Below are 13,201 nucleotides of genomic sequence, written 5' to 3'. Positions count from 1 at the left end.
CATTCTGTTGGAAACGCTCACCTACGCGCTGCTGCTGCTCGGCGCATTGGCCGGCGGCTTCGTCTCGGGCCTGGCCGGGTTCGGCACGGCGCTGATGGCGCTCGGCATCTGGCTCTACGTACTGCCGCCCTCGCTCGCAGTGCCGCTGGTGCTGATCTGCTCGGTGATCGCGCAGACCTCGACGCTGCCCTCGATGTGGAAGAGCTTCGACCTCTCGCTGGTCTGGCCGTTCCTGATCGGCGGTCTGATCGGCGTACCGATCGGCACCATGCTGATCGCCTCGGCCGATCCAAAAGTGTTCAAGCTGAGCGTCGGCATTTTAATTCTGATGTTCTCGAGCGCGCTCTATCTGAACAAGAGGCCGCTCGCGATCAAATTCGGCGGCCGCCTTGCCGACGGCGCGATCGGCTTTGCCGGCGGTATTCTTGGCGGCCTCGCCGGGTTGTCCGGGCCGCTGCCGATCCTGTGGGCCAACATCCGCGGCTGGAACAAGCATGAGCGGCGCGGCATCTTTCAGCTCTTCAATTTCACGGTTCTCGCGACAGCACTGGTGCTGCAGACCGCGTCGGGTCTCGTCGAGCTCAAAGTGGTCTGGCTCGCGCTGGTCGCGTTTCCGGGCACCCTGATCGGCGCCTGGGCCGGCGCCCGCGTCTATCACGCCCTCAACGACAAGCATTTCGGCGATGTCGTGCTCGGCCTGTTGTTCCTGTCTGGCCTGACCCTGGTCTGGAACAGTCTCGGCGCGCTCTAGAGCGCGATGCGATCAGGATGAAGCGTCATCGCGCTTTATGTTGTTGTCTAAGCATTCTTCTCGGAAAGCCGCTGCGCACTTTTCCGGATCATGCTCTAGCTCTCGCGCCCTCTTCGCGAGCGTCATGCCGCCGGCGACACCGACGCCGAGGACGTAGACCCAGCCCGGCGTGAAGTCGAACAAATGCGTGTTGAGCTGCGAGGTCAGCATGTTCTGCACCACGACCAGCAGGCCGATCCAGCAGGCCAGCCCCTCGCCGCGAAACAGCGAGAGATGCGCAAACCAGAGCGCGTAGAGGATCAGGACACCGACGATTCCCCACTGCACGGCCACGCTGAGGGTCTGATTGTGTGGGTTGCTGACGATCTCGCCACGCAGCGGATCGATCTTCGCATCGGCGGCCACGCTTGCGAACAGGCCGCGGATCGAGCCGGTGCCGTGACCGACCAGCGGTGCATCGGCGATGAAACGAAGGGACTTCCGCCAATATTCCAGACGTGAACCCATGCCGCTGACCTGACTGTCCTGCACGCTCGTCTGATAGTCGGCCTGAAATTTCGCAACCGTCGTCCGCAGATGCGGCGACACGCCAAAGAGCAGCACCGCCGACAGCGCCATCGCGCCGGTGGCAAGCAGCGCCGCACGCAGACGCAGATACAGCAACGCGAACAGCACCACCAGGATCGGCAGCGTCACCAGCGCCGTGCGCGACACCACGACGAAGATCATGTTGGCGAGGAATCCGATCGCGAGCGTCGCGAACAGCGCCGCGATGCCGACGCGGCGTTGCCGCAGCAGCGCCACGATCGGATAGACCAGCGCGAGCACACAGAGCGCGAACTCCTGGCTCTGGTCGATATAGTTGCGCACCGCGATCCCGCTTTCGACCTTGTAGGGCCCCCGCGACAGATAGAGCTTCAGCGAGAGTGCGGGGTCGATTGCGACGGCGAAGGAATAGAGCATCAACGCCGTGCAGGACGCCAGGAAGGCGAAAAACACCCAATGGCCGTACGGCCAGCGCTCGAACTGGTAGATCAGGAGCGGAATGACCAGCAGCTTCGCCGCCGGCCCGATCGCGTGGATTCGCTCCGGCCATGGCACATCCGACCAGAGCGTGCCCACGGCGGCGAGCGCGACCAGCGCGATGGGCAGCAGGCAGATCGGGCGAAGCAGCGAACGCGGAAACGCGCGCAGATCGACAAACGCGAAGGCGATCAGCCAGGGTATGAGCGCGAAGGTCAGCCCGGTCGTGGTCCACGGCAGCAGCAGAGCGATCAGTGCGACGAAGCGGGCCGGCGTGCGATAGCGCGCCGCCCAGATCGCGGCGAGCCATGACGCCGCCCGCGGCTCGTTCGTCGCTCCGGTCATTGGCCCTTCTGCAGCCCACCATCCACCCCGCCCGGCAAGTTAGCCGGAGCAGCCAGGATGGAACAAGCCACCGTTACGCAGGCTCGCGGGCGAGAGGCGCAATGGGCTCGGCGCTCTCCTGCTCTGGGTCCTTCTCCTTCGGCGCCGAAGTCAGGCGCTTCCTGAACTCGCGGCGCAGCAACCACAGGCTCAAGCCCGCCTGCAATATTGTCGCCGCGACCGACAAATACCAGACATACTCCATGCGAAAGCCCGGCCGCGTCGACAGCCAGATCGCCGGCAGTGAGTAGGTGAACACGCGCGTCGCCGAGCTCAAGAGCACCGGCCTGGTGTTGCCGAGGGCCTGGAACATGCTCGAGCAGGTGAAGATCAGCCCCTGTGCGACCATGTTGAGCGAGATGATCCGCAGGAACAGGTAGGCGATGTCCATGGTCTCGCGGTCGTTCGAGAATCCGGCGAGCAGCAGCTCCGGCTTCACTTGCGCAAGGGTCATGAAGCCGGTCATCACGATCGTGACGATCAAGGCGGCCTTGAGGAAAGTTTCCCGCACGCGCGCAGCGTTGGCTGCGCCGACGTTCTGGCCGGCGATCGGCCCGGCCGCCAGCCCGACCGCAAGCGCCGGCATGTTGATCAGGCCGAGCACGCGCTGCCCGATGCCGAAGCCGGCCTGCGCCGCCGCGCCGAAATCGCGCAGCACGTAATAGACCACCGCCATGAAGATGAACATCATCGCGAACTCGCCGCCGGCCGGCAGGCCGACATTGAGAATGCGCTTCAAATGGTGCGGCTGCGGGCGCCACTGCGCCGGATTGAAAGCGACATAGCGCTCGACCTTGCGGAAATACGCCAGCAGCACCAGCACGCCGATGGCGACCGCGATCGAGCTCGCCAGCCCCGCACCGACGACCCCGAGCGCATGGCCGGTGCCCCAGCCCGTGATCAGGACCGGCGCCAGCGCGATATTGATGGCCACAGCAAACGCCTGCACCAGCATGGTGGGACGCACGATACCGGTCGCGCGCAGCGCAGCCCCCATGACTTGGGTGGCGAACTGCAGCGCGAGCGCCGGCATGAACCACAGCAGGTAAGTGGTCCCGGCCTCGATCGTGGCCTGGTCCGCTGCGATCGAGCGCATGTAGGCGCGCGACAGCGCGGCACCTGCGAGCAGGGTCAACAGTCCGAACAGCACCGACAGCACGATCGCCTGGTTGAAGATCAGGTTCGCATCCGACCGGTCCTTGCGTCCCACGGCATGCGCGATCAGTGCCCCCGCGCCGACACCGAGCACCTGCATCAGCCCGTTGACGAGAAAGCCAGCATTGCCGGCCGCGGCGACGCCCGCCACGGCGGCATCGCCCAGGCCCGACACGAAGTATAGATCGACCAGTTGGCAGACCATGATCGATATCATGCCGGCCATGATCGGAGGTGCCATGGCCAGGATGTGTCTCACGATGGAGCCGTTGGTCAGGTCTTTCATCTCATTCCATCCTTGACGCATTCCTTGGCGGCGCGACTGCGGGACTTTCGTCCCGCAGTCGCGCGCCTCACTCCGCTGCAGCGATATGCCCGAGCTCCACCACCTGGCGCTCGAACAAGCCGCGATAGATACCTCCCGGCTTTCCCGCGAGCGTGGCGTGGGTGCCCTGCTCGACGATCTCGCCGCGGTCGAACACCAGGATGCGATCGAGGCTCCTCACCGTCGACAGCCGGTGCGCGATCACGATCGAGGTGCGGCCCTTCATCAGCCGCTCCATCGCCTCCTGGATCAGCGCCTCCGATTCCGAATCCAGGCTCGAGGTCGCCTCGTCCAGGATCAGCACCGGCGCATCCGCCAGGAACGCGCGCGCCAGCGCCACGCGCTGCCGCTCACCGCCCGACAGCTTCACGCCGCGCTCGCCGACCAGCGTGCCGTAGCCCTTCGGCAGGCGCAGGATGAAGTCGTGCGCATTCGCAAGCCGCGCCGCCTGCTCGATCGCCTCGAGGCTGGCGCCGGGCCGGCCATAGGCGATGTTCTCGGCGAGCGAGCGGTGAAACAGGATCGGGTCCTGCTGCACGATCGCGATCTGGCTGCGCAGCGATTGCTGTGTGGCCGATGCGATGTCCTGCCCGTCGATCAGCACGCTGCCGCAGGTGACGTCGTAGAGCCGCTGCACCAGCTTGACGAAGGTGGTCTTGCCGGAGCCGGAGCGTCCGACGAGGCCGACACGTTCACCGGCCCGGATCGTCACCGACAACCCGTCATAGAGCGGCGCGCGATGGCCGCCATAGTGGAACGTCACGTCGTCGAACACGATCTCGCCGCCCTCGATCGCGATCGGCCGCGCACCGGCTGCATCGGCGATGCCGATGGGCTCGGCATGGATCGCAACCAGTTCGTCCATGTCGTTGACCGAGCGCTGGAGGTTGTTGATGTGCATGCCGACGTCACGCAAATAGGCGTGGATGATGTAGTAGCTGGTCAGCACATAAGTCACGTCGCCAGGCGAGGCATGTCCCGACATCCACAACAGCACCGCGCCGCCGATCACGGACGTGCGGAGGCAGAGCAGCAGCGACAGCTGCGCCATGGACGTGTAGTTGTAGCGCAGCCAGGTCCGCCGCACCCGCACGCGCCATCGGTTGATGACGCGGCCGAGCCGCGTATCCTCGCGCGCTTCCGCGCCGAACGACTTCACCACCGCGTTGCACGTCAGGGCATCCGCAAGCGTGCCGCCGACCTTGGTGTCCCAGGCATTGGAGACTCGGGCGGCCGGCGCGATGTAGCGCGTCGAGAACACGACGGTGATGGTGACGTAGAAGAACGCGCCGACCGCGATCACCACGCCGAGCGAGGCCCAGTGCATCCCGATCAGGACCATCGAGCCGATCAACACCAGCAGCGAGGGCGCTAGCGCCATCAGGATGGTGTCGTTGAGCAGGTCGAGCGCCCACATGCCGCGCGTGATCTTGCGCACGGTCGAGCCCGCGAAGGAGTTAGCGTGCCAGTCCGTGGAGAAGCGCTGCACACGGGTGAAGGCCTCCTGTGCGACGTCCGACATGGTCTTGAGCGTGAACGGCACGATCGCCTGCAGGCCGGCCAGCCGCAGCACCACGGAGGCCGCGCCCAGCCCCACGATGGCGCCGAAGGCAACCAGGGCGGCATGCCGCGCATCGGGATCCGACGGGCCGCGCGTCAGCGCATCGACCAGCCGGCCCGAGAAGACCGGCATGAACAGGTCGGCGATGGTCGCACCCAGCAGGCCGCCGGCCACGATGAGCCCCCGTCCCGGCTGCTTCAGCCAGTGCCGGAACACGAAGGGCAGCACCAGGCGGATCGCCGCGGGCTTTTTTGACAGAGCGGTCATGACATCATCCGGCCGCCTTTGGCGCGGGCCGGCTCCATCGATGGACGCAGGCCGGCCGCGAGGGCCGAGACGGCGTCACTTAAGGTTGGCTTTGACTTGGGAAAGAAAGCGATCGGGACGCTTGCTCGAAAACTTGGCCCAATCGAAACTGGCGGAGGAGGCCTCTAACAGGCCGCGTACATACCGAACCAGAACATCATCGAGCGCGGGCGTACGATCTGCGAATGCGACGAAATCATGCAAATCTCTCCCCGGTTCGAGTGAATGAGGTGCGCTTTATAGATGTGTCGTTCGCGACTTGCAACGGGGCTCGCGCGAGATCACGGATGAGTGTTGCAATTTGGTGCGCGCGGCCTTGGTACGCTCCACAGCCGCCCCGCCCTCCGCTGTCATGCTCCGCGAAATCGGGGCATCCAGTACGCCGCGGCGGATGTGGTGAGAGCGAGTTCACCAACGCCGGCCCCTGGAATACTGAATCGTCCGGTCAAGCCGGACGATGACACCGCGTGTGTGGCAGGCTCAATGCGCGTCGCCGCCGCCGGTCAGTGGGGCCGGCTTGCTCAGCAGCGTCACCAGCAGGGTGAGGCCGAGATAGAACAGCGTCAGCACGAAGAAGGCATCGCCGAAGCTCATCACGACGGCCTGGCGGTGCACGAGCTGGGAGAGCTGCTTCATCGCCATCAACGTGGAATCGCCGAGGCCCTGGAACTTCTGCATGAACATGGTCAGGGTTTCGGTCGCGGTCGCATTGCCCCAGGTCACGCGCTCCTGGAGGCGGGTGATGTGCAAATCGGTGCGGTCGTTGAGCACGGTGTTGATGACGGCGAGGCCCACGGCGCCGCCGAGGTTGCGCATCAGGTTGAACAGACCCGAAGCGTTCTTCACCCTGTCAGGCGCCAGCGTGCCGAGCGCGATGTTGTTGGTGGGCACCATCGCGAACATCATGCCGATGCCGCGCAGGATCTGCGGCACCAGCAGCTCGTAGAAATCGTAGTCGCGCGTGATCCATGTCATCTGGTAGGAGCCGATCGCGAACACGACGAGGCCGAATGCGATCATGTAGCGCATGTCGACTTTCACCATGAGGCGGCCGACCAGCGGCGCGACCAGGAACATGGTGATCCCCGAGACGAACATGGTCTCGCCGATCATCAGCGCGCTGTAGCCGCGTACTTCGGCGAGATAGCGCGGATAGATGTAGGTCAGGCCGTAGAGGCCGATGCCGATGCAGAACTGCAGCACGCAGCCGATCGCGAAATTGCGGTTGGAGAAGGTGCGCAGGTTGACGATCGGCTCGGCCGCCGTGAAGACGCGCCAGAAGAAGGCGATGGCCGAGATCGCGCAGATCCAGGCGCAGATCGCGACCGAGGTATCCTGCATCCATTCATATTGCGGCCCCTCCTCCAGCACATATTCCAGCGTGCCGAGGAAGCCCGCCATGAACAACAGACCCCACCAGTCGAAGCGGTCGAGCAGCTCGAAATGCGGCTCGTCGAAATCGACCAGCGCCAGCACGCCCAGGGTGATGCCGATGCCGGGCACGACGTTGATGAAGAACAGCCAGTTCCACGACATCAGATCGGTGATGTAGCCGCCGACCGTCGGTCCGATGGTCGGCGCCAGCGTCGCAACCAGCCCGATGATGGGGCCGACGATGTGGAATTTGGAGCGCGGAAAAACGGTATAGGCCGAGGCGAACACCGTCGGGATCATGCCGGCGCCGAGAAAGCCCTGCAGCGCGCGCCAGAGGATCATCTCCTCGATGGTGGTGGCGAAGCCGCAGAGCAGGCTCGAGGCGGTGAAGCCAGCCGCCGAGATCGCGAACAACAGCCGCGTGCCGAAGGCGCGCGACAGGAATCCGGACAGCGGGATCGCAATGACCTCCGCAATCAGATAGGCGGTCTGGACCCAGGAGACCTCGCTGGAGCTCGCCGACAATCCGGCCTGGATTTCGCTCAGGGAGGCCGAGACGATCTGGATGTCCAGGATCGACATGAACATCCCGAACACCATGATGATGAACGCGAACAACCGCTTCGGCGCGATGCGCTCCGAAGCGGCGTCCGCCATCATGGCGGGTGAAGCGGTGGTGGCGTTGCCCATGGTCTGACCTCGCAGCGCTGAGGCTGTGGCTACTGCGGGTGGATCGCGGTGGGATCGTCGAGGTCGACCTCGCTGTCGGCGTCGGCCGCGCCCTTGTTGGTGTCGACGGTCGCATAGACCGACATGCCGGCGCGGAGCAGGTTCTGCTTCGCCACCGACTTTGGCACGCGAATGCGGACCGGCACGCGCTGCACGATCTTGGTGAAGTTGCCGGTGGCGTTGTCGGGCGGCAGCAGCGTGAACACCGAGCCCGCGCCCGCCGCGATGCTGTCGACGACACCGGAGAACTTGCGCATGCCGTAGGCATCGACCTTGATCGTCACCGACTGGCCGGGACGGATGCGCTTGAGCTGCGTTTCCTTGAAATTGGCGTCGATATAGACGGCGTCCAGCGGCACGATGTTGCCGAGGCGCTGGCCGACCGCGACAAAGTCGCCGGCGTTGACCAGGCGATTGGAGAACGTACCGTCGACCGGCGCGCGCACCGCGGTGAAGCTGAGATCGCGCTCGGCCTTGGCGAGCGTGGTCTTGAGCTCGGCGAGCTGGGCCTGGGCTTCGGCCTGCTGCGCCTTGGCGACATCGACATTACTGATTGCAACGTCGTATGCGGCCTGCGCGGCCTTGACTGCGGCGGCGCCCTGGTCGCGTCCGGCTTCCGAGCTCTCGAAGGTGGCGCGCGAGGCAAACCCCTTGTTGCTCAGGGCCTGCTGGCGCTCATAGTCGAGATCGGCGCGCTTGAGGCCCGCTTCAGCCGAGACGAGTTGCGCCTTGGCCTGCGCCACCTGGCTGTCGAGCGCGGCGACCTGGCGGCCGATGCGATCGATGGTGGCCTGCTGGGTTGCGATCCTGGTCGCGGCGGCATCGACCGCGATCTTGTAATCCCCGTCATCGATGCGGAAGACAATGTCGCCCGCTTTCACGGTCGTGTTGTCGCCGGCAAGGATCGAGGCGATGTGGCCGGAGACGCGCGCGCCCAGCATGGTGTTGTTGGCGCGGACATAGGCGTCATCCGTGGAGATGTAGAAGCGGCCAACCAGCGTGTAGTAGCCGGCATAGCTCGCGGCCGCGAGCGCCAGCACGAGGCCGACGCCCATCAGGACGAACTTGCGCTTGCCGGATTTGGGAGCGCCGGCGGCAGGTGCCTCCGGCGCAGGTGCGACCGGCTTGTCGGTCACGGGCTTCTCCGGCGCCTCGGCGGTGCGGCGCCTGGCTTCCTCGGCCACGTGAGAGCGCAATTGCTCGGCAAGGGGTGCAGCGTTCTCGATCGCAGCATCACCGTCCGCGTGCTCCTCCACCGTTTCCTGGCGAAGGACGCGCGCAGCCTGGTCTCTCGATACGGCCATAAAGGCCTCCCCAAAAAAGCGCGATCAAAGAGACAGCCGGCGTGCGGACTGTTCCCTCTCGCTAATCCAAATACCATTGACCGAACGGTTCGGTCAATATACATAATAATCCCGGCCGGACCCTACTGACGAGAATCCTTTATTCGGGTTTCATGGCCGCAGACCCGACTCAAAAACCTGCCGAGACCCTGAACCAATGGTTGTAGCCGGCCGCGATCATCTGCACGTCATCCAGGAGGAGGACGGCTCCAAACGTCGCCAGATCCTGGACGGCGCCCGCAAAGTGTTCATGGATCTTGGCTTCGACGGCGCCAGCATGGGCGAGATCGCGCGCGCCGCGCAGGTCTCCAAGGGCACGCTCTACGTCTACTTCGCCGACAAAAGCGCGCTGTTCGAAGCCATCCTCGAGCAGGAGGCGCTCCAGTTCGGCCAGGTCGTGTTCAATTTCGATCCGGCGCGCGATGCCGAGACCACGCTGAAGGAGTTCGGCCGGGCCTATATCCATCTGCTCTGCCGGCCCGGCGGCGGATCGGCGATCCGCACCGTGATGGCGATCGCCGAGCGCATGCCCGATGTCGGCCGCCGCTATTATGCGCGGGTGCTGGACAAGTCGATCAACCGCCTCTCCGACTATCTCAAAGCCCATGTCGCCTCGGGCCATCTCAAGATCGACGATTGCAACCTTGCCGCCTCCCAGTTCATGGAGCTGTGCAAGGCGTCCCTCTTCCTGCCCTTCGTGTTCCAGGCCGCGCCCGCGCCGTCGGAACAGCGCATGACCGAGGTCGTCGACAGTGCGACGCGGATGTTTATGGCGGCATACAAGGCGAAGTAGCTGCGCGTTGCGCAGGCCCGTCAGGCGGCACTATATTTGCGGTCATGTCCCGTGATCTTCGCCCGCCCGTCGATATCCTCCATTACGAGATCGTTCAGGAACAGGCCTCGGCGCTTGGACGGATGGGCCGCACACTCGAACAGGCGCTAACCCGCTTGCGCGAGTTCGACGCCGCCCACGCGCTCTCGGAGCTGCCGGCCTCGATGCAACCGGCCAGGCGCAAGCTGGTGATGGAAGCCGGTCAGGCGCTCTGGATGTTCGTGGTGCAGCGTGAGGCGACCGGCCTGCGCGACAGCCGCCATATCATGCGCACCTACAATGTCCCGGGCGAGGTGCAGCTCTGCATGGGGTTGGTCCCCGCACCGGCGAAGCGGACGTAGATCGTAGCCCGCGTGAGTGCAGCGACATGCGGGACCATTATCCCCGGATATCGCGGAGCCTGTCATCGGGCGGCGCTTCGCGCCGACCCGTTGGCTCATCCGGGCGACAAGAGCAGCTGCGTCCGTCTAATCGTCGGCGTAATCGTCTTCCTCGCGCTTGTGCCCCGTGCTCTTGCGCACACCGAGCGAGCCGGTCACGGAAGGCTCGCGCGCATTCGCGTACGGCCTGCGCGACTGCGCGCGCGAGGCCACCTCTTCACCGGAGACGGCGGCGGGCTGACAGATCAGGCGGCGGCTGGCACGGCGCATCAGATCGACGTGGATGTGATCGTAGTGATAGACGTTCGACCCCGGCGCGAGCACGGTGGTGAAATGCGCGCAAGCGCCCGACTGTACGTCGCGCAAAAATCCCTGCTCCTCCGGCATGCCGCGCCAGCCGTCCTTCACGGTGACGCGGCGGCCGTCGGCGAGCACGAAGGCGGCAATGTCGAGCGCGTTGCCGAAGGCGTGTTCGGAGATGTGGGAATGCGGATTGCCGTTCATGCCGCGGCAGGAATAGGCGGAGATCTGCTTGATCTCGGCGACGCGGACGCCGAACCAGCGCATCGCCGAAGGCTGCACGGTGTCGGCGAGCCAGCGGTCGAGCTCGGACACGATCGGACAGGCGAGCGTCGCGGTCGGCTTGATCGCGACCGGACCGACGGCCGTGACGGGATTGCCCTGCGCGGGGCCAAGGCGCGGCGGCGGCTGCTGCGCAGGCGCCTGCGAGTAAGGTGCCGGCCGCGCCGGATAGCTCGGCGAATTCATGTAGCGCGCCGCGCCCGCGGCATCGGTGCCGTCGGGCGGCAGGTCGATCTCGTCCTCCTGCGCCGCCACGCCGGGCGCGTTCAGTGACACCGGCCCGCTTGAGCTGCCATAGCCAGAGGGTTGGCGCACCGCGCTTTCGGGATAGTTCGATCGTTGCGGATAGGACGATGCCGGATAGTTCTGGCTCTGCGGCGTAGTCGACCGCGGCTGCGTCACCGGCCAGCGCGGCTGGCCGCCGATGCTGCCCGGCGGGCGCAGCTCCTCGTCGGCAAAGCCGTAGCTGCTCGAGGCTTCGCCGATGGCGGCGACCTTGAGCGGAAACTCGGCGCCGCACATGCCGGGCCCGGAGATCGGGTCGATGCGGACGAGATCCGGCCCCTCTTTCACCGCGCCCGATTTCAGGCATGCGGCTTCGGCCTCGGCTCGCCACGGTTCGCGTTCGGCCTGGAAGAAGCCGCGTCCGCAACCCGCTAGCGAAACAAGGACGATGGAGCCGACGAGATACAAACGAACTCCGCGCGTCATGCACGCACGTTCGGTGAATTTACTTAAAGACTCTTCAACACGTTGATTTCAGAGTTCTTTAACCATACGGGCCCGGAGCCGGCAGGCTGAGCGACAGCAAGCCTGACTTTTTCGCAAGGAGACTCTCTGTTAACCATGATGCCTGCGCGCAAAGCGGCGCGCATGGAGGGAGCGACCTCATGACGTTCGCCGGGAGACTGAGCGTTGTCGCCGCATACCTCGCCATGGCCTTCGTCGGCGCCATCGTGCTCGGCATGATTTAGCGGCTTATCGCTCCGATACACGCTCTTCGTCCCTTCTCCCGCAAGGGGAGAGGGAGAGAAAAACTACGACCGCGCGCTCCATTGCCGCGACGTCGTGAGCATTTGCTCTCGCGGCGCCTCGATCCGCGTCCAGTCGTTGCCGGAGCACCAGAAGCGGCCAAGCGCGCAGGCTTCGACGTGGAGCCGGCCGGAGCTCTTCAGCGTCATGGTCGCGTAATAGGTGTTGCCGCTGGAGCGGCTGTAGATGTTGCCGGTCCAGACGTCGTGCGACTTCGGCTTCATGTTGACGAGCACGCTCTCGCCGCGGCTCGACGCCTCCGTCAGCGCGTAACCGCACAGTGCGGGGCCACAGCGTTCGATGCGAACCGTGCCCTTGGCGCCGGGGCTCTCCCATTCGCCCAGTGGCATATAAGCCGGCTCATCGTCGCTGCGCTGTGCGACCGTTGCGGTCTGCTTGATCTCGGGACTTGGGAAGGGCGGCGGCTCGATGCGCGGCGGATCGAGCGTAACGATCTTCGGCGGGTCGATCCGTGGCGGATTGAGGCTCGGCGCGACGAGTGTCGGCGCCTCGACCCTTGGCGGCGGCAGCACAACAGGCTGCGACGTCGTCGCGGCGACAACAGGGCCGGTCGGCGCCGGTGGCGGCACGACGATGGTTGCTTGCGCCGGTCGGACGGGAGCTGCGGGATAGGCCGGCTGCAGCGGTGCGACCGCAGGCTGCGCGGCTGATGTCGTGTCGACATCGTCTGTCGATCGAAGGCTGCGGCTGGAGACCGACACACAAGAGGCCGACCGGCAATTGCGCGGCGACTCGACATGGAACCGGTGACCGCCGATCGAGAAGGAATAGGAACCGGCCACCGCCGCGGGCGTGATCGCCATCAGTGCGATCAAGGTGCCAAGCGAAGTCGCAAGCCGTTTCATCCACACCTCCTTGAGTGCCGCCGCGAGCTTACACAGAGGCGGCACGGCTGAATGTGCGCTGCCTCACCCAGACGGCGCGGCACCGTTGTGACCCCCATCACAGAACGCCCCGGCCAGTCCGGCGTAGGGTCGAACCACGCTTCATCCACCAGCGACTTCAGTCCATCGGGACCACGCCATTTTCGGAGGCTGTCATGAACAAGCTCACCATCGTCGCCACCGCGCTCTTTCTGGCGTCGACCGCCGCCGCCCATGCCGGCGGCAACACGATCTCGTTCCAGATCGAAGGCCAGCACATCCGCATCGAGACGCCGCGCAACTGCGCCTCGCTCAACTGCGTGACCATCGTGGCACCGGGCCTGTCGGACAAGCCGATCAAGCTGAACAACATCAACCTGAAGGGCCTTGGCGGCTCCAAGGACGATGACGACACCACGCCAAGCACGACGACTGCGCAGCCTGCGCCGGCTCCGGTGCAGCAGCAGCCGGTGCAGCAGGCGCCGGCGCAGGCGACCGCGCCGGCCGCGCCCGCGGTCACGGCTCCCGCCGCTCCGGCCG

10 protein-coding genes and 1 pseudogene are annotated in these 13,201 nt (G+C 65.5%); 4 read left to right on the top strand and 7 right to left on the bottom strand.

What is annotated here, in order from left to right; genetic code table 11:
* The first annotated feature begins 7 nt into the window (after window positions 1-7).
* Window positions 8-751 (top strand): sulfite exporter TauE/SafE family protein, encoded by a 744-nt coding sequence (locus XI03_RS22015; protein WP_038947689.1) that lies wholly within the window; start codon window positions 8-10, stop codon window positions 749-751.
* A gap of 12 nt (window positions 752-763) precedes the next feature.
* On the opposite strand, the gene XI03_RS22010 is transcribed toward XI03_RS22015, so the two are convergent.
* The 5 genes from XI03_RS22010 to XI03_RS21990 all read right to left on the bottom strand — a co-directional run bounded on the left by XI03_RS22010 (window position 764) and on the right by XI03_RS21990 (window position 8,912).
* On the bottom strand, window positions 764-2,119 hold the full coding sequence (locus XI03_RS22010) for an O-antigen ligase family protein (protein WP_271593332.1): 1,356 nt from the start codon (window positions 2,117-2,119) through the stop codon (window positions 764-766).
* 73 nt (window positions 2,120-2,192) lie between these two features.
* Window positions 2,193-3,599, bottom strand: coding sequence for an MATE family efflux transporter (locus XI03_RS22005; RefSeq protein ID WP_271593331.1), 1,407 nt, complete (start codon window positions 3,597-3,599; stop codon window positions 2,193-2,195).
* Between the two features lie 67 nt (window positions 3,600-3,666).
* On the bottom strand, window positions 3,667-5,466 hold the full coding sequence (locus XI03_RS22000; protein ID WP_271593330.1) for an ABC transporter ATP-binding protein: 1,800 nt from the start codon (window positions 5,464-5,466) through the stop codon (window positions 3,667-3,669).
* Window positions 5,467-5,985: 519 nt separating this feature from the next.
* Entirely contained in the window at window positions 5,986-7,569 is a 1,584-nt protein-coding gene (locus XI03_RS21995) for a DHA2 family efflux MFS transporter permease subunit (RefSeq protein ID WP_271593329.1), read from the bottom strand.
* Between the two features lie 29 nt (window positions 7,570-7,598).
* Window positions 7,599-8,912: an HlyD family secretion protein gene (locus XI03_RS21990; RefSeq protein WP_038947695.1), complete on the bottom strand. Its 1,314-nt coding sequence runs from the start codon at window positions 8,910-8,912 to the stop codon at window positions 7,599-7,601.
* A 196-nt stretch (window positions 8,913-9,108) separates the two neighbouring features.
* Between XI03_RS21990 and XI03_RS21985 the strand changes: the two genes are divergently transcribed.
* Together XI03_RS21985 and XI03_RS21980 are read left to right on the top strand one after the other, a co-directional pair.
* Window positions 9,109-9,744, top strand: a complete 636-nt coding sequence (locus XI03_RS21985) for a TetR/AcrR family transcriptional regulator (RefSeq protein ID WP_028145550.1) — start codon at window positions 9,109-9,111, stop codon at window positions 9,742-9,744.
* Window positions 9,745-9,788: 44 nt separating this feature from the next.
* A complete protein-coding gene (locus XI03_RS21980; RefSeq protein WP_038947698.1) occupies window positions 9,789-10,124 on the top strand; it encodes a DUF6665 family protein in 336 nt (111 codons plus the stop codon).
* Window positions 10,125-10,250: 126 nt separating this feature from the next.
* Here the strand turns inward: XI03_RS21980 and XI03_RS21975 are convergent, their stop codons facing one another.
* Both XI03_RS21975 and XI03_RS21970 read right to left on the bottom strand, forming a co-directional pair.
* The gene (locus XI03_RS21975; RefSeq protein ID WP_212475192.1) at window positions 10,251-11,456 is read right to left on the bottom strand and encodes an extensin family protein; all 1,206 of its coding nucleotides are present in this window, start codon (window positions 11,454-11,456) and stop codon (window positions 10,251-10,253) included.
* 326 nt (window positions 11,457-11,782) lie between these two features.
* Entirely contained in the window at window positions 11,783-12,643 is an 861-nt protein-coding gene (locus XI03_RS21970; protein WP_038971267.1) for a DUF2147 domain-containing protein, read from the bottom strand.
* A 194-nt stretch (window positions 12,644-12,837) separates the two neighbouring features.
* Here XI03_RS21970 and XI03_RS21965 point away from each other — a divergent pair.
* Window positions 12,838-13,201 (top strand): annotated as a pseudogene (locus tag XI03_RS21965) (DUF2147 domain-containing protein); the annotation flags it as partial.

The organism is Bradyrhizobium sp. CCBAU 65884 (assembly GCF_028128835.1).
In the GTDB taxonomy this organism is placed as follows: domain Bacteria; phylum Pseudomonadota; class Alphaproteobacteria; order Rhizobiales; family Xanthobacteraceae; genus Bradyrhizobium; species Bradyrhizobium ottawaense.
Note: the sequence above shows the minus strand (reverse complement) of the source record. Positions and strands in the feature narration are given on the sequence as shown.